This is a genomic window from Caballeronia sordidicola (assembly GCF_000729995.1).
Classification (GTDB): Bacteria; Pseudomonadota; Gammaproteobacteria; order Burkholderiales; family Burkholderiaceae; genus Caballeronia; species Caballeronia sordidicola_A.
The window spans coordinates 50,892-72,692 of record NZ_JNFG01000203.1 but is presented as its reverse complement, the minus strand read 5'-3'; the positions used below and the strand labels follow the sequence as shown (position 1 = coordinate 72,692).

The following is a 21,801-nucleotide window of genomic DNA, read 5'->3' as shown; positions in this document are numbered from 1 at the left end:
CCTGCCGGGGCTCAAGCTTCCACGCCCGACCAAGCCTGTTCCCGCAACTTCGCCCGCAGCCGCGCAACAGCCTGGCTATGCAACTGGCACACACGCGATTCGCTGACTTCCATCACCGCGCCAATTTCGCGCAGGTTCAAGCCCTTCTCGTAATACAAGCTCATCAGCAGCTTTTCGCGTTCCGGCAATTTATCGATGGCATCAACCAGCGCGGAGCGCAAGCTGCCGTCGAGCAACGCGGAGAGCGGGTCGGCTTTATCGACGCAATAACGGTCGAGAAACGGCTCGTCATCGGAAGACCGGTCGAAGTCTTCGTAATAGATCAACTGGCTGCCATGCAGATCCTGCAGCATGGCCTGGTATTCAATCAGCGGCATGTTCAGGTGCTCGGCCACTTCCTGCTCGCTCGCTGACCGGCCGAGATGCTGCTCGACCTTGTGCACCGCGGATTCCACTTCGCGCGAGGTCTTGCGCATGCTGCGCGGCAGCCAGTCGTTGGCGCGCAACTCGTCGAGCATCGCGCCGCGAATCCGCTGGCTGGCGTAGGTCTCGAACTGAGCGCCCTGATCTTCCTTATAGCGGCCGGCCGCATCCAGCAAGCCGATCATGCCGGCCTGGATCAGGTCGTCCAGATCGACGCTGGCCGGCATTTTCGCCACGAGCTGCAGTCCGAGCCGGCGCACCAGCGGCGCGTAGCGGGTCAGGACTTCGGACTGTGACAGTTTTCCCTGGGCGTTATACATCGCATTCACCTTGTTCCTTCTCTTGCGGCATCACACGGACGCGGGGCTGCTCATCGCACGCTGCATCAATGGCGTTTCGGCGCGACGTACCGCGCCGGAGTTGATCGAACGCTCTACCTCTTGCTGCGTTTCCGCTCGCAAGGACTGCACGGGCCATTCAAACTGAGACGCTTGTGGCATCGGCCAGTACTGCAATTCAGCGGCAATCTGCCGATAATCCCGGGCTGCTGCCGTCGCCGGAAAAGCTTCCACCGCGCAACGCGACAGCTCGTGCGCCCGCGCCACGCGCGGATCTTCCGCCACGCAGCCCGCCGGCATGAGCTGCACCGCGAGATAGCGGCCGGCGACGCCCGCGAGGTTATCGAAAGCGATTTGCGCGTCGGCACCGTTCTTCACGTGATTCACGACGACCCGGAACCGCCCGATAGCGTGTGCGTAATGCAGACGCTTGATGCAGGCGTACGCCTCGGTGATCGCGGCAGGCGCCACGCGGGTCACGATCACGAAGTCGTGCGCTTGCACGGCCAGATTCGACAGCGCGCCGCTACGGTCAAGCTGGGTATCGATCAGGACCACATCGGCGGGCCCGTCGAGCAGCACCCGGCAATGCGCGGCGTCCTGGCTGATGCGTTCGTCGCGAGGCGCGGCGATCACCGAAAAGCCGAACGGCGTGCGCGTGACGGCGTCCTGCAAGAAACGCTTGCCGGACAACACGGCGCCCAGTGCGCCGTTGTCGGGCACCTTCGCCAGCCGGCTCACCGACAACGCGTTATGGCGCTCATCGATTACCAGCACATCCTTGCCTTGCGCGGCGAGCGCCGAGGCGAGGTTGACGACCGTCGAAGTATTGCCGGTCCCCCCCAATCCACCTGCCGGGGCGCCGCACACTGCCACGACCCGGGAGCCGTTGCGTGTCAGCAGACGGCGCAAGCCTTCAGCCTGATCGGACACGAACTTATCCAAAGTGAACCTCATGCAGTTCGGTGGAAGCGCGCGCTGAGAGCGCGGACAGGAGCGGCGGCACGTCGTCGTCTTGCGGCACGAACGGCGAGCCGTCGCGCGGGATGCAGAAGGCGCTTTTAATCAGGAAACGCTTGGTCGCGACATACAGGTTTTCCGGCACCTTCTGACCCGTCGATACGTAATGCACGGGCAGCTTGTAGCGGATTACGGTGTCGAGTACGCCACCCAGGTTCGTGGCTTCGTCGAGCTTGGTCAGGATGCAGCCCGCGAGCGGCGCCTGGTCCGGCGTGCTCTGGTAGGCCTGCACGACTTCGTTCAACGTATCGCCGTGGCTGGTTGCGTTCAGCAGCAGCAGGCGCTGCACCGGATGACCGGCGCCGCACAACATGGCGATGTGATCGGAGACGGTACGGTCGCGCTGGCTCATGCCAATGGTGTCGATCAGCACGATGTGCTTGTTACGCAGTTCGGAGAGCGCAAGTTGCAGGTCGCTCGCGTCTTTCACCGCATGCACCGATACCCCGAGGATCTTGCCGAAAATACGCAGTTGTTCGTGTGCGCCAATCCGGTAGCTGTCGGTGGTGAGCAGCGCGACCTTGCTGGCGCCGAAGCGCATCACGCAGCGCGCGGCGAGCTTGGCGGTGGTGGTTGTCTTGCCCACGCCCGTCGGGCCCATCAGCGCAAAGACGCCGCCGCGGTCCATCATCGATTCTTCACTGTCCATGACGGGCAGGTTGTTCTCGAGCACTTGCTGAACCCATTGCATCGACTCTTCTGCGTGTTCGATCTCCGGCATGTTGTCGATCATCAAGCGGACCAGTTGCGCGGAGAAACCGGCAGCGAACAGGCGCTTGGTCAGCGCGGCCTGATTCGGGCTGCGGCGCTGGCGATCGCCCCACAACAAGCCGGCGAAGTGCTCTTCCATCATGCCGCGCATCGACGAAAGTTCATTCATGACGGTGTCGTTCACGACTTGCTCCATGCGCGTGCGGATGGCTTCGGTCACGGCTGCAGCGGCGGATGCCGGCAGGCCCGCGAACGCGCCTTCCTGCATCGAACTGGCGGTTTGGGCCGCCGGAGTCTGGGTTTGCGGCTGGGTTGCTGCAAGCAGTTGCGCGGTTTTTTGTTCCGCGCGGCGAGCGGCGGCTTGCGCTGCTTCCCGGGTCCATCCGTGGGCTTGCGCGGAGTCCTGCGGCGTGACGGTCACGGGACTGCCCAAACCCTTCGCGATGGCTGCTGACGCGCTCAGCGTGCGTTGCGGCGCACTTTCAGCGGCTGACTGCGCCACCCGGCGTGCATGCTCGATCAGCCAGGGATTCGATTCGGCCATCGTGCGGGACGTGTCGTCTGCTTGCGCTTCGGGCTCCATATCATCCAGCGGTTCGGGATTGGCGCCGAATACCGATGAAAAGACATCGCCACTGGCGTACGCGTTCGAACCTGAATTCGAATTCAGATGGGACGGCGTGTGTGGCAGCAAGTGGGACGGCGCATGTGACTGCGCATGCGACGGGTTGCCGGCCGATTCCCGCAGTTTCATCTCGCGATGCTGGGCGGCTGCTTTTGGGGAGATCTTCGCGAGATCGCCGTCCGCGACCGCGACGATCTCGACGCTGCCGTCTTCGGTTACCCGGTTCGACAGCACGACCGCATCGGGGCCCAGTGCTTCGCGAACGAGCCGAAACGCTTCACGACTCGTGGCACCGATGAATTTGCGGATGTTCAATTTATCCCCCGATGAGCTCGCGCTCACATTGATCTGTTGCGGTTGACCGGCAGCGCCTGGTTTTGAGCGCCATACCGTTTTCCAGTGAATGAATTATTGCAAGGGTGGCTGGCGGGCCATCGGCTGATAAGAGCCGGGAAAGCGGGGTAATTCGGGAGATCGATGGCGGGGGCGGCGCGCGGGCTGCATCGGGGAGGTGCATGCCGGATCAAACATCAGACAAATGCGGTGATGTTGGCGGCGACTGGATGAAAAACTTCAAGAATCGTTTCATTACCCGTTGTGTTATTCCGCCGCAGGGTCGTGATGATTATTTCGCGTGCCGCTTTATTCGCGCGCAACACAGTGCCGGGTAGTTCGTGATAATAATTATATTAAGTTTTTGAAACGACTTTAATCAACTCTGGAAATCGATGAACAATGGTTAAGTCGATGAAATATCTATCGTCCATCAAGGCGAACCTACCTATAATAAATCGAAGGACCATTCAAATAAATTGCAATAGCAGAGCAGGCATTTCACGTCCTGACATTAATCAAGGAATATAAAAATGGCTCAAAAACTATTTCACGCACAACCATTCCCCCTCACGTTCGATTCAAAAACAACAGCATTGGTCATGATCGACATGCAGCGTGATTTCGTTGAACCGGGAGGCTTTGGGGAGGCATTGGGAAATGACGTCTCCCTGGTGCGCAGCGCGATTGTCCCGTGCGGGAAGGTGCTGAAGGCGGCGCGTGACGCGAAGCTGCTGGTCATCCATACGCGTGAGGGCCACCGCGCCGACCTGGCCGATTGCCCGCCTGCGAAACTCACGCGCGGCGGCAAGACGTTCATTGGCACCGACGGCCCCATGGGCCGCATTCTGGTCCGCGGCGAGGCAGGGCACGACATCATTCCCGAGCTGTATCCGGCGCTGGGCGAACCCATCATCGATAAACCCGGCAAGGGCGCGTTCTATGAAACCGACCTGCAGCTGATCCTGCAAAACCACGCGATCAAGACGCTCATCGTGTGCGGGGTGACTACCGAAGTCTGCGTGACCACCACCGTTCGCGAAGCGAATGACCGCGGCTACGAGTGCATTATTCCGGCGGATTGCGTCGGATCGTACTTCCCTGAATTCCAGAAGTCGGCGCTGGAGATGATCAAGGCGCAGGGCGCAATCTTCGGCTGGGTCAGCGACGCCGCGGCCATTGTCGACGGCCTGCGTGGCTGACAACAGCCGGACAGCCATGGCGCGCCTCCTCACGTTCCCGGTGTGCTCGGTGGGTTATATGGCGGAGCACGGGCCGCGCGAGACGCAGCGGTTCTGGGTTCATAGCTGCTTTCAGCACGCAATGAACATGTCGTCGGCGAGTGGCGAATTGCTGACCTTGCTGAGTCCACGCTACCAGAACCTGCCCACGGCGATCAGGCTTGCCACGCCGCCTGGCTGGGATTGGCGCCATCAGGCGCATTCCCGGGAGCCCATCACGCTCGAGAACAACGAGTTGCGCGGCACACTCTGGCGCGCGAACCTGGACCGGGCGCCGTGCTGGCGGCCTGGAACGGAGCGGGTGCAGGGCGGCCATTCGCCGAACGCGCTGCTGACGGCGTATCCGCTGCTGGCGAGTCAGTTGTTGGAGTACTGCATGGAGCGCGAGGTGCGCAGCAGCCTGCAATTGCTGCCAGGCTGGCCGCCGGGCGGGCGCATACCGCGCTTGAATCCCGGCGACGCAAAGCCGGAGTTGGAAAGCGGCGTCTCGGAACTGATTGGATACGGCGCAGGGCTGACGCCGGATGGCGACGACTACCTGCTGGGATATCTGGCGTCGTTATGGCCATGGCAGCATCTCGGCGTCATATCCGCGCATTTGAAACTATTGCGTCCGGTTATCAAGAGTCAGCTTCACCGGACCACCAGTATCAGCCGGCATTATCTGGCGCTTGCGTTGCAGGGACACTATTCACAGTCGATCGACCATTTGACATCTGTCCTGATTCACGGAAGCACGCCGGCGGAAGTAAAACTTTCGGCAATCAACGTCATGAAATTCGGCTCGTCCTCTGGCGCGGATTGTCTTGGAGGTTTCCTGCACGGAATAAGAGCACTTGGAAAAGTGCAGTTGAAAGAAATGAACTGATCTTTTATATCGATTAGTCGCAAAAGATTATCGAGTTAATCAGATTGATGGCACCCGGCACGTGAAATGCCGGGTTCGCCAGGTGAGCACTCGGCCGAATCTGGACCAGGCAAGTGTAACGATTACCGGAAGCTGAAATGAGCATAAGAACCAAGGTCTTCAAGAACATGTATCAGGACTCCGTCTCCCTGATGCAGATATCCGCGCACATCTCGAAGCTCGCAGGCATCGAGCAGGCGTCGGTGGTGATGGGAACGACCACCAATCTCGCGCAATTGCGCGACGCGGCGCTGGACGACGGCTGCACCGCCGGGCCGAACGATCTCGTGATCGCGGTACGCGGGGAGATCGCGGCGTGCGACGGCGCGCTCGTTATTGCGGAAGAGCGTTTGAATAGCAAGCCGGAGGAGTCGAGCGGCGACGGCGTGCGTCCGCCACCGCTTGCCAGCCTCGAAATGGCGGTGGAGCAGCAGGCGGCATCGAATCTCGCCTTGATCTCGGTCCCCGGCGATTACGCCGCCGCCGAGGCAATCAAGGCGCTGCGGCTGGGCATGTCGGTCATGCTTTTCAGCGATAACGTCAGCCTCGCCCACGAGCGCGAGATCAAGACGCTCGCGGCTGAGAAAAACCTGCTGGTGATGGGCCCCGATTGCGGGACGGCCATCATCAACGGGATGCCGCTGGGCTTCGCCAATGTCGTCAAGCGCGGGGCGATAGGCGTCGTGGCGGCATCGGGTACGGGATTGCAGGAAGTGACGTGCCGCATCGATCAGTTGGGCGCCGGGATTTCGCAGGCGCTCGGCACGGGTGGGCACGACTTGCACGAATCGATCGGCGGGATCTCCATGTTGTACGGTCTCGATGCGCTCGCCGCGGATCCCGACACCCAGGTGATCGTGCTGATCTCCAAGCCGCCGGCTCCGGCCGTCGCGGAAAAGATCCTGGCGCGGGCGCGCGCGGCGGGCAAGCCCGTCGTCGTCAACTTCCTGGGCGCGCGGCCGGAAGACATGAACGTGCCGGGCATCACTCCGGCGTACACCCTGGCCGATGCCGCCGGCTTCGCCGTCGCGTTGCTCTCGGGCGCCGCACTGCCCTCAACAGTAGCCGAGGTCAGCACGCCGGACGCCGGCCGTCTCCACGATTACAGCCGTACATTGCGGCCCATGCGGCGCTTCATCCGCGGTGTGTTCGCGGGTGGCACCTTTTGCTACGAGAGCCAGTTGTTATGCCGGCAACGCGGCTTCGCCGCGTCGTCGAATACGCCGGTTGCGTCCAACAGCAAGCTCGAGGATATCTGGCACAGCACGGGTCACACACTCGTCGACATGGGCGATGACGATTTCACGCGCGGCCGTCCGCATCCCATGATCGATCCCACGCTGCGCAACCAGCGAATCCTCGCGGAGCTGAACGACCCGCAGACCGCCGTCGTGCTGTTCGACCTCGTGCTGGGTTACGGCGCATCGACAGAACCCGCCCGCGAGCTGTTGGAGCTGATCGAACACGCGCGCCTTCAGGCGGCGGGTCAAGACCTGCCGGTGCTGATCTCCCACGTTTGCGGCACGCAAGCCGATCCACAAGTCAGAAGCCGTCAGGTCGATACCTTGCGCGAAGCCGGCGTACTCGTCGCCGGTTGCAACGCGCAGGCGGCGCTCTGGGCGAGCCACGTTGCGCATCTTCAGGCGCAAAAATAACGGGACCATGATGAACACGCTATTTAACCAGCCACTGAACGTGGTGAACGCAGGCTTGAGCAGTTTTGCCGATAACCTGGCTCTGGCCGGCGGTGACGTCACCGATCTACGCTGGCAGCCGCCCGCTCTCGGCGATGTAGACGCGGGACTCGCGCTGGCATCGCTGATTCGCCATCCGCTTGTCGATCAGGCCAACGACCAGGCGTTCCATCAGTATCTCGCGGCGCAACCCGTACTCGTCGATGTCATGAGCGCCTCGCACGCGATCGGCGCAATGGCGCATCGCAAGCTGATCCTCCACGCTGGCCCGCCAATCGACTGGGCCGATATGTGCGGACCGGTGAAGGGCGCGATTGTCGGCGCGATCCTGTTCGAAGGATGGGCGACGACCCACGAAGCCGCCGAGCGGCTGGCGGCGGACGGCGCGATTGACTTCGAGCCGTGTCACCACTATCAGGCGGTCGGCCCCATGGCGGGCATCATCAGCCCGTCCATGCCGCTGTGGGTGATCGAGAACAAAACAAACGGGCGGCGGGCTTTCAGCAACTTCAACGAAGGGCTCGGTAAGGTGCTGCGTTTTGGCGCTAATAACCAGGAAGTGCTGGAGCGCCTGCACTGGATGACGCAAGAACTCGCGCCGGCGTTAAAGGCTGCATTGAAGGTGCTGGGCGAAGTGGAGTTGAAGCCGCTGATGGCACAGGCGCTGCACATGGGCGACGAAGTCCATAACCGCAACGCGGCTGCCACCGGCCTCTTGATCAAGCGCCTGATTCCCGCGTTGCTATCGACCGGGTTGCCGATCGAGCGGATTCAGCGTGTGACGGAATTCATCGTCAGCAACGATCATTTTTTCCTCAATCTATCGATGGCCGCTTGCAAGTCCATGATGGATGCGGCCCACAACGTGCCCTTCAGTTCAATGATCACGGTCATGGCGCGCAACGGCGTGAACTTCGGCATCCGCATGTCCGGCACAGGCGACCGCTGGTTCCAGGCGCCCGCGAATCCGGTGGAAGGTTTGTTCTTTCCGGGTTATGGCGTGGAAGATGCCGCCGCGGACCTTGGCGACAGCGCGATCACCGAGACAGCCGGCGTGGGCGGTTTCGCCATGGCGTCGTCGCCGGCTATCGTCAAGTTCGTGGGCGGCACGCCAGCGGACGCGACCAGCAACAGCCGTCGCATGCAGGCCATCACGCTGGGCGGCAATCCCGCGTTCACGCTCCCCGCACTGAATTTCGCACCGACCGCCGCGGGTATCGACGCGCGCAAGGTAGTTGATCGCGGCATCCTGCCGATCATCAATACCGGGATTGCGCACAAGCAGGCGGGCGTCGGGCAGATCGGCGCGGGCATTACCACGGCGCCGATGCCGGGTTTCATCGAAGCGATTCGCGCGCTCGCCGAGTACGTTTAAACCATACGAGACACACAACATGACCAAGCCTCTGGCAATTGTCGCGGTCGGCGGCAACGCGCTGATCCGCGACGATCAACACGATAGCATTCCTGATCAATACGACGCGGTCGTCGAAAGTGCCCGGCACATTGCCGACATGATCGAGGCCGGATGGGATCTGGTGCTGACGCACGGCAACGGACCGCAAGTCGGTTTTATCCTGCGCCGCTCAGAACTTGCTGCCGATGAAGTCCGGCCGGTACCGCTGGACTACGCCGTCGGCGATACACAGGGCGCGATCGGCTACATGTTTCAAAAGGCGCTGAGCAACGCATTGCGCCGTCGCGGCATTCATCGGCCCGTGGTTACCGTTGTGACCCAGACACGTGTCAGCCGCGACGATCCGGCGTTCCTCAAACCGGGCAAACCAATAGGCGCTTTCCTCGATGAAGCCACCGCGCGGCAGCGGCAAAAGTCACTCGGCTGGACGCTGATGGAGGATGCGGGACGGGGCTGGCGCCGGACGGTGGCGTCGCCTAAGCCGTTGGAGATCATGGAGCGCGAAGTGATCTCGACGTTGCTTGCACAAGGATGCGTAGTGATTGCGTGCGGCGGCGGAGGTATTCCGGTTCTGGTCGATGAGCACCACCAGATTTCGGGCGTGGAAGCGGTTATCGACAAGGACCTGGCGTCGGCCCTTCTCGCCGAACAACTGGGCGCCGATCTGCTGCTGATTCCGACAGGCGTCGAACAGGTCGCGATCAATTTCGGCAAGCCGGATCAGCGCTGGCTCGACACGCTAAGCCTGGCCGAAGCGCAGGAACTGATCTCCCAAGATCAGTTCGGCGCGGGAAGCATGTTGCCCAAAGTGGAGGCCATCATGCAATTCGTTACCCATAGCCGATTGAATGGGGGACATGGCAAAGGCTTGATTACCAGTCCGGAAGCGATCAAACGCGCGCTCGATCGCAAGACCGGAACGTGGATCACGCAATAGCCGCCCGAGTTGTGTGCATTTTATTTAGCAATACCAATTTTTATTGAAGAGTTAAGGCGAACAAATGAAGAACACTACGTTGCTGGCCGTCAACGGCACGCTTATGCGTGGACTCGAACTGAACGGCAACATGACCGCGGCGGGCGGCGTGTTCGTGCGTGAAGATCACACCGATCCGCATTACCGGCTTTGGAGTATTGGCGACCGGCATCCGGGAATGATCCGCGTCGCGACAGGCGGAACGTCGGTCGCGCTCGAGATCTGGGAACTGCCGCTTGCATCATTCGCCGCTTTGTTGCTGAGCGAACCGGCGGGTCTCGCGATCGGCAAGGTGACGCTTCGCGACGGCAGTCAGGTGTTGGGCGTGCTGGCCGAACCCTGGCTGGTTGAAAACCAGAAAGACATCACCGCGCACGGAAGCTGGCGTGCCTATACCGGTCATACACACACCGCCTGATCGCCTGAAAACCTCCAAGGAACACTTGTATGCGCAACACTGACGAAGGCCCGAATACGGCGCCCGGGTATCGCATCGCCATGATTTTATTGGGCATTGCCATTACGCCGGTTTTGCTCTCGTCGTCCAGTCTCGGGAGCCAGTTATCGAGCCTGGCGTTGATCAAGGTGGTGGTCATCGGCGGCATCATCCTGACCATCCTTTCGGCGATCACTATTTGTGTCGGCGAGAAGGCGCGGCTGCCGACCTACGGCATCGTTAAATATCCATTCGGCGAAAAAGGGGCGATTGCGATCAATATCCTGCTTGCGATCAGTTTGTTCGGGTGGATCGCCGTGACTGCCAATATGTTCGGGCATTCGGTTCACGATCTGCTCGCGCAACAGGGCTTGGAAATACCGGTACCCCTGCTGGTTGCGGTGGGCTGCGTGATCTTTGTGGCCGCGACGGCTTTTGGCTTCGAACTGCTTGGGAAGGTCGCTCAGTTCGCCATACCCGTTATCGCGTTGATGCTGTGTTATTGCGTCTATGTTGCGGCTCACGGCATGGTGCCGGTGCCAGCCGGCTTCACCGATATGAATACCGGCGTGGCCGTTTCCACCGTCGTCGGGACGATCATTGTGCTGGTGGCTACACTGCCTGATTTCGGCAGCTTCGTTCACGATCGCAAGCACGCGTTGATTGGCGCGGTGCTGACGTTCCTGATCGCTTATCCGCTGTTGTATTGGGCGGGAGCTACGCCGAGCGGCATATCAGGTAAAGCTTCGTTGCTCGGCGCCATGGCCGTGTTCGGCGCCGTGTTGCCGGCCGCTTTACTACTGATTTTTGCAACCGTAACGGGGAATGCCGGGAATATGTTTCAAGGCACGCTGGTTGTTTCCACCTTGTTCACGCGCTTTCCCAAGTGGCAGATTACCGTTGCGCTTGGCGTGCTGGCGGTGATTGTCGGCAGCATGGACATCATGGCGTGGTTCATCCCGTTCCTGCTTTTTCTGGGCATCGCGACGCCGCCCGTGGCCGGGATTTATATCGCAGACTTTCTGCTGTATCGGAGAGGCGGGTATGACGAGCGGCTGCTCGTGAGCGATCCGCAGGTGAAGCTGCTTACGTTCGTGGCGTGGATCATTGGATCGCTGGTCGGGTTCATGACCGTGAAGGGCGTGTTTTCCTTCACGAGCATTCCTTCACTCGATTCGATTATTGTCGCGTGTGCTTGTTACGCGATTTTCAGCCGGGTCACGCGCTTGCGTAGCGTCGCGTCGGGGTCCTAAGCGGGGGCATTGAAATCTGTCCGCCACGAAGTGTGGCGGCAGTTTTTATCCCTGCGACCCGATCAGATTCGTCACTTTGACGTTCCGCGTATCCGGCACTTCCGCATACGACAGCACCTTCAACTGCGGCAAGCTTCTTCGCAGGAAACGAGCAAGCATGGCGCGCAGCGAATGCTGCACCAGAAGCACAGGCGGCAATCCCATGTTCTGCTGACGCAGAATCGCATTCTGCGTCGAGGTCAACAACGTCTGCGCCAAGCCTGGCTCCAGTCCGGGATTCGCGCCTGTCTGCAATGCCTGCGACAACACGCGCTCCAGATTCGGGTCCAGTCCCATCACCTGCAACTCGCCGCTGCCCGGATACCACTGCTGCGTGATCGCGCGGCCCAGCGCAAGACGCACCGCCGCGGTCAGGTCGTATGCATCGGATATCTTCGGTGCATGTTCCTGCAAGGCGTCCAGGATCGTGCGCATGTCGCGGATAGGAACGCCTTCTTCCAGCAAGTTTTGCAGCACCTTCTGCAAGGTGGTCAACGCCAGCGTCTTCGGCACCAGGTCGTCGGTCAACGAAGGCGTGTCCTTGCCAATGCGCTCCAGCAACGCCTGCACTTCCACACGACCCAGCAATTCGGCAGCGTGCGTCACGACCAGATGATTCAGGTGAGTTGCCACGACCGTGCTGGCATCGACCACGGTGTAGCCGTAGACCTGCGCCTGTTCACGCAAGTTTGTATCGATCCACACCGCTGGCAAACCAAACGCCGGATCCTGTGTTGGATTCCCCGGCAACGTTGCGGAAACCTGCCCTGGGTTGATCGCGAGCCATTGGCCTGGGAATGCTTCGCCTACGCCCACTTCCACGCCCTTCAGCGCAATCCGATAACCATTCGGACGCAACTCCAGGTTGTCGCGAATATGAATCACAGGCGGCAGGAAGCCGATTTCCTGCGCGAATTTCTTGCGAATACCCTTGATCCGTTTTAACAGCTCGCCGTCCGCGTTCCGGTCGACTAGCGGTATCAGCCGATACCCCACTTCGAGCCCGAGCGGATCGATCATCGCGACGTCGTCCCAGCTCGCTTCGGTATTTTCGAGCGGTGCAGCGGCGGCAGGCACAACATCCGTGACCAGGGACGCTTTCTTCTTCGCTGCGATGCGCTGGTTCATCGAACGTGCGGCGTACACCAGACCGCCGCCCAGCAGCAAGAACGCGAAGTGCGGCATGCCGGGAATCAACCCCATGATGCCGATGATCACGCCGGTAATCATCAACACGCGCGGGTTGTTGAAAAGCTGCCCCGTCAACTGCGTGCCGATATCCTCTTCGGTCGCCACCCGCGACACGATCACACCGGCCGCCGTCGAAATGATCAGCGAGGGGATTTGTGCGACGAGGCCATCGCCAATGGTCAGCAGCGTGTAATTCGTGGCCGCGTGCGCGAAGTCCATGTCGTGCTGGAGCATCCCGACAATCAAGCCGCCCACGATGTTGATGATCATGATCATCAAGCCCGCGATGGCATCGCCGCGTACGAACTTGCTGGCGCCGTCCATGGAGCCGTAGAACTCGGCTTCCTGCGCGACCTGCAAGCGGCGCTTGCGCGCCTGGTCTTCGTTGATGAGGCCGGCGTTCAAGTCGGCATCGATAGCCATCTGCTTGCCCGGCATGGCGTCGAGGGTGAAGCGCGCGCCCACTTCGGCAATCCGCCCCGCGCCCTTCGTAATCACCATGAAGTTGATGATCATGAGGATCACGAACACCACAATGCCGACCGCGAAATTCCCGCCCACCAGGAAGTGGCCGAACGATTCGATCACCTGGCCGGCGGCGTCGGGGCCGGTATGGCCTTCGAGCAGGACGATCCGCGTGGACGCTACGTTCAGCGACAAACGCAGCAGCGTGGAGAACAGCAGCACGCTGGGGAACGCGGCGAAGTCGAGCGGCTTCTGCGTGTACATGCTGACCAGCAGCACCATCACGGACAGCGCGATGTTGAACGTGAACAGCAAGTCCAGCAAAAAGGCCGGTAGCGGCAAGATCATCATGCCGAGGATCATGCAGATCAGCACCGGCCCGGCGAGGGCTCGCAAGTTCTGCGATCCCAATGCGTCAGGGCGCTTCGAGAAAAATCCGGCGCGCGCGTTCATGCTTTGCTTCCTTTCATTGGATCTGTTCCGTCATTACCGGCTGAGCCCGCATCGTTGGCAGCCAGCGCTTCCGCGGCTTCCTGGTCGGCTTCTGATTCGGGGACGCTGCCTTTATCGAGTTCGGGAGGAACCTCGAGGTTTTCGGGTTCGTCCGGCCGGCTGCCGCCGTCTTTCTTGAATTTGCGCAACTGGTACACCCACGCCAGCACCTGCGCGACGGCGCCGTACAGTGCGCCCGGAATCTCGCGGTCGATCTCGACGTTGTGATACAGCGCGCGAGCAAGCGGCGGTGCTTCGAGCAGCGGCACGTTATGTTCGAGCGCCATTTCGCGGATACGCGCGGCCACCAGGTTCACGCCCTTCGCGACGACCTTCGGCGCGCGCATTTCGCCATCGGCGTATTTCAGCGCGACGGCGAAGTGGGTCGGGTTGGTGACGATCACGTCGGCGGTTGGCACCGCGGTCATCATCCGGCGACGGGCAGCGGCGCGTTGCTGCGCGCGAATACGGGCCTTGACCGCGGGATCGCCATCGCTTTCACGATGCTCGCGCTTCACTTCCTCCTTGCTCATGCGCAGCTTCTTCGCGTGCGTCCAGAGCTGGTAGGGGACATCGACGGCGGCGACCAGGAACAGTCCCGCTATCGCCATGCCGCAGCACACGACGAGCAGATGCATGGTGTCGGCGAGTGCGAGGCTCAGCGGTTTCGTGACGAGGCTTAGCACTTCGTCCTTGCGGCTCCACATCGCCCAGCCGGCCAGTCCGCCGACCACCAGGGTCTTCAGGATCGACATGCCGAGCGCAATCGGCCCTTGGATCGAGAAGATCTTGCCGAGCCCGCTGATGGGGTTCAGGCGGCTGAACTTCGGCACCATGACCTGGGTGCTGAGCAGCCAGCCGCCAAGCGCCATGGGTGCGCCGACCGCGGCCAGACCTGTCAGGGCGAGCACCGGCCACAAGGCCATGAAGCCTTCCTTGCCGGCGGAGGAGGCGCCAATCAGCATCTGGTTGGTATCGAGGACGGTGTTGTGATTGAACGTGAACGCGCCGCGCAAGATGGCCTGCATGTGCTGGCTGACGGAACCGGAGAATCCCCAGACGCCGGCGAATCCCGCCGCCAGCAACGCGAACGACGTCAGTTCCCGCGAGCGCACGACCTGACCTTCCTCCCGCGCCTTTTCGAGGCGCTTGGGAGTGGCTGATTCGGTCTTTTCGACGTCGCTCTCTTCTGCCACTTCGCTGTGCTCCAGTCTTGCGCGGGCTTCGAAGAAGCCGCTGACGCATTGATCCAGTGGAGCGATTATTGCGAAAAGCAGCAAGCGGCCATCGCTTGATCAGGGCGGAGAAACGGGGGTAATTCGGGCGATGGAACAGGCGCGGAACAAAGACGGCCGGGCACGGGCGGCCAGGCGAAATGAAAAACGCGCCGATCCCAAAAGGAAACCAGCGCGCGTTGTGTTGTATCAGTCAGGCAGAACGGTTAAACCCCGTAGATCCCGGGCACACGCCCATCGGGACCGTAGAACGACGACTTGGGCGGCGCCATGGTCAACGCGGCAAGCGCATTGCGGTTGTATTCCATGCGCGAACGGATCAGCACGCCGATGCTGTTGTTGCCGCGCCGTGCACGTCCCGCCGCCGCGAGCAACTTCTGCCAGTGCGAGGCCAGCGCTTCGTCGCCGGTCACGGCTTGCTCCATGCCGACAAAACCCTTCGGCAGCCCGAGCGCGTCAAGTTGCTCGTCGCGTTGGCGTTCCAGTGCGGCAAGCTGCTCGGTCAACGCAGTTTTTCGTTCGATGATCGAAGGCAGCGTATCGAGCGGCGAGGCCGCAATCAGCGCTTTCTCTTCGTGGACCAGCAGCGACTCGAACGCCTGGACGGCAGCGGTTTCGTCGATAACAGTGGCAAGCAGGGCGTCTTTCATGGGCGACTCGCTAAAAACTCCGGCCCGCTTTCATGGCGGTGCCAAGGTCAAAAAAAGCCGCCCGGCGCTGCATCGTGGAAACGATGCGTCTATCTGAAACCTAGTGTCCCTGTGCAGCGGGCTCGCTTTGGGCGTCGCCTGCAACACATGGCCGCTATGCTCAGCCGCCGGCCGGCGGGGTATTCGTTTGAATCAGTTCACGTGCGCTGCTCAGCATGCCGTCGGCGATCTTGCCCGAGTCGACCTTGTAGCTGCCGTCGTTCAGCGCTGCCTTGATCGACGCGACTTTCGCCGTATCGATGTCGGCCGAACCCGACGTGCGCAAATCCGTCGACAACGCCGACAAGCTCACCGTCGAATTCGAACCGCCGGTGCTGCTGGTCGTGCCGCCCGTTGTGCTGGTCGGTTGCGCGTCGGCTTGCGCCGCACGTTGTTGTGCAGCTTCCTGCAAAGCTGCGATCTGGCTGGTGTTGCTGGAATCGATTTTCACGATGGTCTTCCCTGACGATGTGATTCCTTTATCGGCGGACGCACGTCAAAACTTTAACCTTCCCGCCGCCCGGACCACGCGCCAGTCAGTGCTATCTCCCGCTCAGCCTTGTCGGATAAGCCCGATAAGGAATTGCAACAAATTGAAACAAGTGAGGGATAACCCACATAGGGCCATTCCGGACCCTTCTTCAAAGCTGGATTTCCACTGTCGAGCCGTCCTTGACGACGCCGGAGATGATCTGTCCCCCAGCCGTTTTGACGCGGACCTGCTGACCGGGCGCAGCGTTATTCATGGCGCTGCCTTCCGCCGATATCGAAAAACCTGCACCGCTGGTCACCACATGTACGCTCTGGCCGATCACGACGGCGCCGGCGCCGCGCAGCATGTCGGTGCGCAGCGGCAGGCCCGGTGCCAGCCGCGACAGCGTGACTGCGCCGACGGCTTGTGACGGGTCCGTGACGATAGCCTGCGGCATGGCCGTGAGGTCGCCGTCGCGGGGAATCAGGTCGGCGGCGGTGAGCACTTCGCCGGGCGCAACGGCGCGGGCGGCGGTGTAATACGTGGCCATCACCGCGACGCGCGCTTGCAGATAAAGCGTCCACGGCCGTTCACCGGAGCAACGCACGCCGACGGTGGTGCGGCCCCAGATCCGCGAACCCGCCGGCAAGAACGGCTCGAGCGTCGAACAGGCCGCGAGGCCGCGAGGGAAGACGGGCGTGACGGTGATGTCGGCCTTGCCGGGTAAACCTGCTGCCTGCTGTGTCAGGAAGACGAGCGCTGCGGCTCGCACCGAGTCGCCGTCCTGCGTCAGCTGGTTCGGCGCGCCGGCCATGGCAGGTGAAGGTTGGAGCGGGGCGCGAATGGGCGCCGGAGTGCGCATTGAAACGGGCATCATGCCGGCGACCGGCGTGGCGGGCGCCGCCGCGATCGGTCTCACCTGGAAGCCTCGCGAGGCAACACGCGGGTTGCCCTGGAGCGACGCGCTGCCGTCCGTCGCGACGACCACGGGCATCACGTCACGTGAGGATGTGGTGATGCGGGGAAGGGCATCGGCGGCCGTTTTTCCAACATTACTAATAGTAGTAGGGGCTTTCGGCTCGCCATTACCGGGGATCTCGATCATGCCGCCGGCATCGGGGGCATCGTTCGATGCTGTGGTCCCGCTCGGCGACATCGCCAGCCTGGGGGCCGCAGCGGCAGGCTTCGCCGTCTTGGCTTCACCCGGCCCCGGGATCACGATCAGGCCGCTGGTATCGGCGGAAGAAGAGGATGCGTCGGCGGCGTCGGCGTGGGCATCGAGTGCGAGCGCGGCGGCACGCATGGCGGCATCGGCTGCGTGGGCCGCTGCGGCGTAACCCGCGGGACGCGAGGTGCGCACCGGCTGAGCCGCGCTTGTTGGCTGGTTCGTGCTTCCGTCCACCGTCATGCCGGCGTCTTTCGCCATCGCCAGGACGGCCGCTGGATTGGTTTCGGCGGGACCGGCAATCATGATCGTGCCGCTGCCCCCGCCGCTGCGCACGCCCCCGCCCGCTTCCTGCGCGTGCGCCGTTGTCACGCCGGCCGTCATGAGAGCCAATGCGAGCACGCAGAGCGCAACCGGACCGATCGGAGCAGCACGGCGAGCCAGACGCGTGCGGGCCTTCACCAGGCCGTTCGCGGCCAGGCGATGAACCGCCGGCTTGCGAGCAGGCGCAGTGAAGCTGTGCATTGTGTTTCTCCCAAACAAATCCAGCGAATCCGGCAAAACAACAACGAGAAACCCCTCATCCAAAGTCGGTGAATTCCTTCAAACATCGACCCACGAGACGAATTCTAGATTTCGGCGGCCAAAGGCAAGCGTCGAATAGAGGCCGGCTTTCCCTGTTATTCGTCTGATTGCATCTTGCGTCTCGCTCCTAAGATTCGTCTCATGCAAAAGTCTTCGATAGCCAATGGTCGATGACAACCGGGCACTTGCTCCATCGCCCGGCGTCATTAACCGCGAAAGCTGCAAAGACACGCGAAACATCGCAGACCCGATCCGAAGTTGAAGGAGGACCGCCATGCTGGACAAGCTCGACAAGGAATTCGCGTTCGGCCGTGAAGCGCTGGATGTGCGCGCCTACCGGCAGGAACTGTTGTCGTCGAATATTGCGAACGCCGATACCCCGGGCTACAAGGCGCGCGACGTCGATTTCTCCAGCGCCCTCGCCGGCGCGCTGAAAAAGAGCGGGACGGCGGCGGACACCACGGCGTCAAGCACCGCGTCGCTGCAGATGGCGCAACCGGTGAGCGTGTCGACCAGCGCTTCTCTCGCGACGACATCGGCGGGACATATGTCCGGCACGACGACGCTGACCGCCAGCGGCGGCAGCACCGACGACTACGGCCGTCTCGCGTACCGGATTCCGAGCCAGCCGGCGCTGGACGGAAATACCGTCGACATGGATTCGGAGCGGGTCCAGTTCGCGGACAACGCGCTGCATTTCGAAGCCGGCATGACCGTGGTGTCGTCGCAGATCAAGACGATGCTCTCGGCGATCACGTCGAACTGAACCACGAACTGAACAAGATAACGAGGAGAAGCAATGCCCTCTTTGATGAACATCTTCAACGTTGCCGGTTCGGCGATGTCCGCGCAGGCGCAGCGCCTGAACGTGACCGCCTCGAACCTGGCCAACGCGGACAGCACGACGGGCCCGGACGGCCAGCCGTACAAGGCGAAGCAGGTGGTGTTCGGCGTCGATCCGCTCGGCGGCGCGCGCACGGCGTCCGGCCAGCAGGTGGGCGGCGTGCAGGTGACGGGCGTGATTGACGACCCGACGCCGATGAAGACTACCTACGACCCGACCAATCCCGCAGCCAACACGGACGGCTACGTGACCTTGCCGAACGTCGATCCGGTGCAGGAAATGGTCAACATGATTTCGGCGTCTCGTTCGTATCAGGCGAATGTGGAAACGCTCAATACCGCCAAGCAGCTGATGCTTAAGACCCTGACGATCGGAACCTGAGGACAATCCTGTGACAACCAACACCACGATCGGCAATAACGGCGCGACGATGTCGCAGACGCTGCTGAACACCATGAACGGTACATCGGGTACATCGAGCACGTCGGGTACTTCATCGGCCAGCTCGAGCTCGAGCACGACCGGCACGCAGTCGCCGGCGGACCTGCAGAACACCTTCCTGACGCTGCTCGTCACGCAGCTCCAGAACCAGGATCCGACGAACCCGACCGACAGCTCGCAGATGACCTCGCAACTCGCGCAGATCAGCACGGTGTCGGGCATCGGCCAGTTGAACACCTCGCTGAGTTCGCTTGCGACGCAATTGTCGGCGGGGCAGTCGGCGCAGGCTGCGTCGCTGATCGGCGCGACCGTACTTGCCCCTGGCAGCACGATGACCGTGAGCGGCGGCAAGGCCAGCGCTTTCGGCGCGCAGACGGCGAACGCGCTCGGCGACATGACGGTGAGCGTGACGAACAGCGCCGGCCAGGTGGTGAACACGATCGACCTCGGGCCGCAGGCTGCAGGCACCGTGCCGATCACGGGCTGGACGCCGACGGACAAGACCGGCGCGACGCTGCCGGACGGTACGTACACCATCACGGCGGCGGGCACAATCAACGGCGCTGCCGCGACCGCGACCGCGCTGTCCTCCTCGCAAGTACAGAGCGTGGTGCAGCAGGCCGACGGAACGACGGGCGTCATGCTGACGACCGGCAAGACGGTGCCGTTGACCAGCATCGCATCGATTCTCTAAGCCCTTATTCATTAGCTCTTTCTTCTAGAAGCGGAGACCGTCATGGGTTACCAACAAGGTTTATCTGGTTTGTCCGGCGCGTCGAACGATCTCGATGTGATCGGCAACAACATTGCCAACGCGAATACCGTCGGCTTCAAGCAAGGCCAGGCGCAATTCGCCGATATGTACGCGAACTCGGTCGCCACCGCCGTGAACAACCAGATCGGCATCGGCTCGCAGATGTCGGAAGTGCAGCAGCAGTTCGGCCAGGGCACTATCACCACGACGAGCCAGGCGCTGGATGTCGCGATCAACGGCAATGGCTTCTTCCAGATGTCGGCCAACGGCGCCAACGTGTACTCGCGCAACGGCGTGTTCAACCTTGCGGCCAACGGTACGATCGTCAACGCCGCCGGCCAGACGCTGATGGGTTATGCCGCCAATGCGCAGGGTGTGATCAACAGCTCGTCAACCGTGCCGCTGGTCGTGCCGAACTCGAACCTGCCGCCGTCGGCGACCCAGAACGTGAGTTTTGCGTTCAACCTGAACTCGCAGGCCGCTGTGCCGACCCAGACACCGTTCGATCCTAACAACGCGAACACCTATAGCGCGACCAGTCAGATCAACGTCAACGACTCGCTCGGCGGCACGCATGCGGTGAACGTGTTTTTCGTGAAGCAGTCGACGGGTTCGTGGGAAGCGTATGCGACCACCGGCACGGCCAACACACCTGTCACAACGGGTTCGGCGACTGACACCACCGGCGATCTCGGCACGGTCACGTTCGACCAGTCGGGCAACATGATCCCGACGCCGCCCGCCACCGCCATCGCTCCGTTCTCCTTTTCGATTCCGAATGGTGCGTCCAACTCCCCCACCGCCTTGCAAACCATGTCGATGTCCTTCACAGGCACGACCCAGTACGGCGCAACGACCGGCCTCGTGAGCAGCACCCAGGACGGCTATTCGTCGAGCGAACTGGCGGGCTTTTCGGTCGGCACGGACGGCACGCTGACGGGCACGTACACGAACGGCAAGACCCAGGCGCTTGGTCAGATCGCGCTCGCGACCTTCGCCAACAATAACGGCTTGCAGGACCTTGGCGGCAACAACTACCAGCAGACCGCGGCATCCGGCCTCGCGCAGGTGTCGGTGCCGGGTTCGACCAACCACGGTTCGCTGCAAGGCGGCGCGGTGGAAAACTCGAACGTCGACCTGACCAGTTCGCTGGTGGACCTGATCACGGCGCAGCGTAATTACCAGGCGAACGCGCAGACGATCAAGACGCAGCAAACCGTCGACCAGACGCTCATCAACCTGTAAGCGCCGCCACCCAAGCCGGGCACGAGAGAGTCATAAATGGACCGTCTGATCTATACCGCGATGAGCGGCGCCGCGCAGGCGCTCGAGCAGCAGAGCGTCACGGCGAACAACCTCGCCAATGCGTCGACGACGGGCTTTCGTGCGCAGCTTTCGGCGTTTCGCCAGGTGCCGATGAACTTCGAAAACGGCGCGTCCGGCGACGCGACCACGCGCACCTTCGTGCTGTCGTCCACGCCGAGCGCCGATTACACGCCGGGTCCGATCCAGCAGACCGGCAATCCTCTCGATGTCGCCGTCCAGGGCCCGGGCTGGCTTTCCGTGCAGACGCAAGACGGCGAGGCGTACACGCGTGCCGGCAACCTGCATGTGGATGCCAACGGCCAGCTGGTCACGGCAAACAACTTGCCGGTGCTCGGCAACAGCGGTCCCATGTCGATTCCGCCGGGCGCGGCAGTCACCATCGGCAGGGACGGGACGGTGAGCGCGCTGATGCCGGGCGACCCGCCAACATCGATTGCGACGATCGACCAGTTGAAGCTTGTCAATCCCGAAGCGGGGGCCCTGACACGCGGCGACGACGGCCTGTTCCGCACCGCCGACAGCCAGCCCGCCGATGCCGATCCAACGGTGGCGGTAGCGCCCGCGTCGCTGGAAGGCAGCAACGTGAATGCGGTGTCCGCGATGGTCGACATGATCACCAACGCCCGCCAGTTCCAGATGCAGACCAAGTTGCTCGATTCAGCCAACTCGAACGATCAGTCGGCTAACAAACTGCTCGACTTCAGTTAATCCGCAGTACCAGGATAAAAA

General features: G+C 62.0%; 21 protein-coding genes. 13 read left to right on the top strand and 8 right to left on the bottom strand.

Annotation, left to right across the window (positions count from 1 at the left end; genetic code table 11):
- Positions 1-11 precede the first annotated feature (11 nt).
- The 3 genes from FH08_RS0142580 to flhF are packed head-to-tail and all read right to left on the bottom strand — an operon-like array spanning position 12 to position 3,432.
- Entirely contained in the window at positions 12-743 is a 732-nt protein-coding gene (locus tag FH08_RS0142580) for an RNA polymerase sigma factor FliA (protein ID WP_031364209.1), read from the bottom strand.
- A gap of 30 nt (positions 744-773) precedes the next feature.
- Complete coding sequence (locus tag FH08_RS0142575; protein WP_063771273.1) at positions 774-1,706, bottom strand: MinD/ParA family protein; 933 nt, start codon at positions 1,704-1,706, stop codon at positions 774-776.
- Complete coding sequence (gene flhF / locus FH08_RS0142570) at positions 1,699-3,432, bottom strand: flagellar biosynthesis protein FlhF (protein ID WP_031364207.1); 1,734 nt, start codon at positions 3,430-3,432, stop codon at positions 1,699-1,701. Before flhF ends, FH08_RS0142575 begins: the two co-directional genes overlap by 8 nt.
- Positions 3,433-3,632: 200 nt before the next feature.
- Here flhF and FH08_RS52795 point away from each other — a divergent pair, with 200 nt between their 5' ends.
- From FH08_RS52795 to FH08_RS0142530, 8 genes are all read left to right on the top strand, one after another.
- Positions 3,633-3,788, top strand: a complete 156-nt coding sequence (locus FH08_RS52795; protein WP_160172555.1) for a hypothetical protein — start codon at positions 3,633-3,635, stop codon at positions 3,786-3,788.
- 195 nt (positions 3,789-3,983) lie between these two features.
- Positions 3,984-4,652: a cysteine hydrolase family protein gene (locus FH08_RS0142560; RefSeq protein ID WP_031364206.1), complete on the top strand. Its 669-nt coding sequence runs from the start codon at positions 3,984-3,986 to the stop codon at positions 4,650-4,652.
- 16 nt (positions 4,653-4,668) lie between these two features.
- Positions 4,669-5,559, top strand: a complete 891-nt coding sequence (locus FH08_RS53100; protein WP_031364205.1) for a DUF2877 domain-containing protein — start codon at positions 4,669-4,671, stop codon at positions 5,557-5,559.
- A 137-nt stretch (positions 5,560-5,696) separates the two neighbouring features.
- Positions 5,697-7,253 carry an acyl-CoA synthetase FdrA gene (gene fdrA / locus FH08_RS0142550; protein ID WP_031364204.1) on the top strand — a complete coding sequence of 519 codons (1,557 nt, stop codon included), beginning with the start codon at positions 5,697-5,699 and terminating at the stop codon, positions 7,251-7,253.
- A gap of 10 nt (positions 7,254-7,263) precedes the next feature.
- A complete protein-coding gene (locus FH08_RS0142545; RefSeq protein WP_031364203.1) occupies positions 7,264-8,667 on the top strand; it encodes a DUF1116 domain-containing protein in 1,404 nt (467 codons plus the stop codon).
- Between the two features lie 19 nt (positions 8,668-8,686).
- A complete protein-coding gene (gene arcC / locus FH08_RS0142540) occupies positions 8,687-9,646 on the top strand; it encodes a carbamate kinase (protein ID WP_031364202.1) in 960 nt (319 codons plus the stop codon).
- Between the two features lie 64 nt (positions 9,647-9,710).
- Entirely contained in the window at positions 9,711-10,103 is a 393-nt protein-coding gene (locus tag FH08_RS0142535) for a glutamyl-tRNA amidotransferase (RefSeq protein ID WP_031364201.1), read from the top strand.
- Between the two features lie 29 nt (positions 10,104-10,132).
- On the top strand, positions 10,133-11,374 hold the full coding sequence (locus FH08_RS0142530) for a cytosine permease (RefSeq protein ID WP_031364200.1): 1,242 nt from the start codon (positions 10,133-10,135) through the stop codon (positions 11,372-11,374).
- Between the two features lie 45 nt (positions 11,375-11,419).
- On the opposite strand, the gene flhA is transcribed toward FH08_RS0142530, so the two are convergent.
- The 5 genes from flhA to flgA form a co-directional block, all read right to left on the bottom strand.
- On the bottom strand, positions 11,420-13,522 hold the full coding sequence (flhA, locus tag FH08_RS0142525; protein WP_031364199.1) for a flagellar biosynthesis protein FlhA: 2,103 nt from the start codon (positions 13,520-13,522) through the stop codon (positions 11,420-11,422).
- Positions 13,519-14,757, bottom strand: coding sequence for a flagellar biosynthesis protein FlhB (gene flhB, locus FH08_RS0142520; RefSeq protein ID WP_031364198.1), 1,239 nt, complete (start codon positions 14,755-14,757; stop codon positions 13,519-13,521). The genes flhA and flhB overlap by 4 nt, the downstream gene beginning before the upstream one ends.
- 245 nt (positions 14,758-15,002) lie before the next feature.
- Entirely contained in the window at positions 15,003-15,446 is a 444-nt protein-coding gene (locus tag FH08_RS0142515) for a flagella synthesis protein FlgN (RefSeq protein ID WP_031364197.1), read from the bottom strand.
- Positions 15,447-15,606: 160 nt separating this feature from the next.
- On the bottom strand, positions 15,607-15,936 hold the full coding sequence (gene flgM / locus FH08_RS0142510) for a flagellar biosynthesis anti-sigma factor FlgM (protein ID WP_031364196.1): 330 nt from the start codon (positions 15,934-15,936) through the stop codon (positions 15,607-15,609).
- Between the two features lie 190 nt (positions 15,937-16,126).
- A complete protein-coding gene (gene flgA, locus FH08_RS0142505; protein WP_035568671.1) occupies positions 16,127-17,647 on the bottom strand; it encodes a flagellar basal body P-ring formation chaperone FlgA in 1,521 nt (506 codons plus the stop codon).
- A 334-nt stretch (positions 17,648-17,981) separates the two neighbouring features.
- On the opposite strand from flgA, the gene flgB reads away from it, so the two are divergent.
- From flgB to flgF, 5 genes are read left to right on the top strand one after another with little or no spacing between them, the layout of a single operon-like run.
- Positions 17,982-18,473, top strand: coding sequence for a flagellar basal body rod protein FlgB (gene flgB, locus FH08_RS0142500; RefSeq protein WP_031364194.1), 492 nt, complete (start codon positions 17,982-17,984; stop codon positions 18,471-18,473).
- A gap of 33 nt (positions 18,474-18,506) precedes the next feature.
- Positions 18,507-18,932 carry a flagellar basal body rod protein FlgC gene (gene flgC / locus FH08_RS0142495; RefSeq protein WP_031364193.1) on the top strand — a complete coding sequence of 142 codons (426 nt, stop codon included), beginning with the start codon at positions 18,507-18,509 and terminating at the stop codon, positions 18,930-18,932.
- Between the two features lie 10 nt (positions 18,933-18,942).
- Entirely contained in the window at positions 18,943-19,686 is a 744-nt protein-coding gene (locus FH08_RS0142490; RefSeq protein ID WP_031364192.1) for a flagellar hook assembly protein FlgD, read from the top strand.
- Between the two features lie 42 nt (positions 19,687-19,728).
- Positions 19,729-20,991: a flagellar hook protein FlgE gene (gene flgE / locus FH08_RS0142485; RefSeq protein WP_031364191.1), complete on the top strand. Its 1,263-nt coding sequence runs from the start codon at positions 19,729-19,731 to the stop codon at positions 20,989-20,991.
- Positions 20,992-21,027: 36 nt separating this feature from the next.
- The gene (flgF, locus tag FH08_RS0142480; RefSeq protein ID WP_031364190.1) at positions 21,028-21,780 is read left to right on the top strand and encodes a flagellar basal-body rod protein FlgF; all 753 of its coding nucleotides are present in this window, start codon (positions 21,028-21,030) and stop codon (positions 21,778-21,780) included.
- The last annotated feature ends 21 nt before the right edge of the window (positions 21,781-21,801 follow it).

Coding starts and splice junctions, on each gene's coding strand:
- FH08_RS0142580 (WP_031364209.1), bottom strand. CDS start 743: ATGTATAACGCCCAGGGAAAACTGTCACAGTCCGAAGTCCTGACCCGC.
- FH08_RS52795 (WP_160172555.1), top strand. CDS start 3,633: ATGCCGGATCAAACATCAGACAAATGCGGTGATGTTGGCGGCGACTGG.
- FH08_RS0142560 (WP_031364206.1), top strand. CDS start 3,984: ATGGCTCAAAAACTATTTCACGCACAACCATTCCCCCTCACGTTCGAT.
- FH08_RS53100 (WP_031364205.1), top strand. CDS start 4,669: ATGGCGCGCCTCCTCACGTTCCCGGTGTGCTCGGTGGGTTATATGGCG.
- fdrA (WP_031364204.1), top strand. CDS start 5,697: ATGAGCATAAGAACCAAGGTCTTCAAGAACATGTATCAGGACTCCGTC.
- FH08_RS0142545 (WP_031364203.1), top strand. CDS start 7,264: ATGAACACGCTATTTAACCAGCCACTGAACGTGGTGAACGCAGGCTTG.
- arcC (WP_031364202.1), top strand. CDS start 8,687: ATGACCAAGCCTCTGGCAATTGTCGCGGTCGGCGGCAACGCGCTGATC.
- FH08_RS0142535 (WP_031364201.1), top strand. CDS start 9,711: ATGAAGAACACTACGTTGCTGGCCGTCAACGGCACGCTTATGCGTGGA.
- FH08_RS0142530 (WP_031364200.1), top strand. CDS start 10,133: ATGCGCAACACTGACGAAGGCCCGAATACGGCGCCCGGGTATCGCATC.
- flhA (WP_031364199.1), bottom strand. CDS start 13,522: ATGAACGCGCGCGCCGGATTTTTCTCGAAGCGCCCTGACGCATTGGGA.
- FH08_RS0142515 (WP_031364197.1), bottom strand. CDS start 15,446: ATGAAAGACGCCCTGCTTGCCACTGTTATCGACGAAACCGCTGCCGTC.
- flgA (WP_035568671.1), bottom strand. CDS start 17,647: ATGCACAGCTTCACTGCGCCTGCTCGCAAGCCGGCGGTTCATCGCCTG.
- flgB (WP_031364194.1), top strand. CDS start 17,982: ATGCTGGACAAGCTCGACAAGGAATTCGCGTTCGGCCGTGAAGCGCTG.
- flgC (WP_031364193.1), top strand. CDS start 18,507: ATGCCCTCTTTGATGAACATCTTCAACGTTGCCGGTTCGGCGATGTCC.
- flgE (WP_031364191.1), top strand. CDS start 19,729: ATGGGTTACCAACAAGGTTTATCTGGTTTGTCCGGCGCGTCGAACGAT.
- flgF (WP_031364190.1), top strand. CDS start 21,028: ATGGACCGTCTGATCTATACCGCGATGAGCGGCGCCGCGCAGGCGCTC.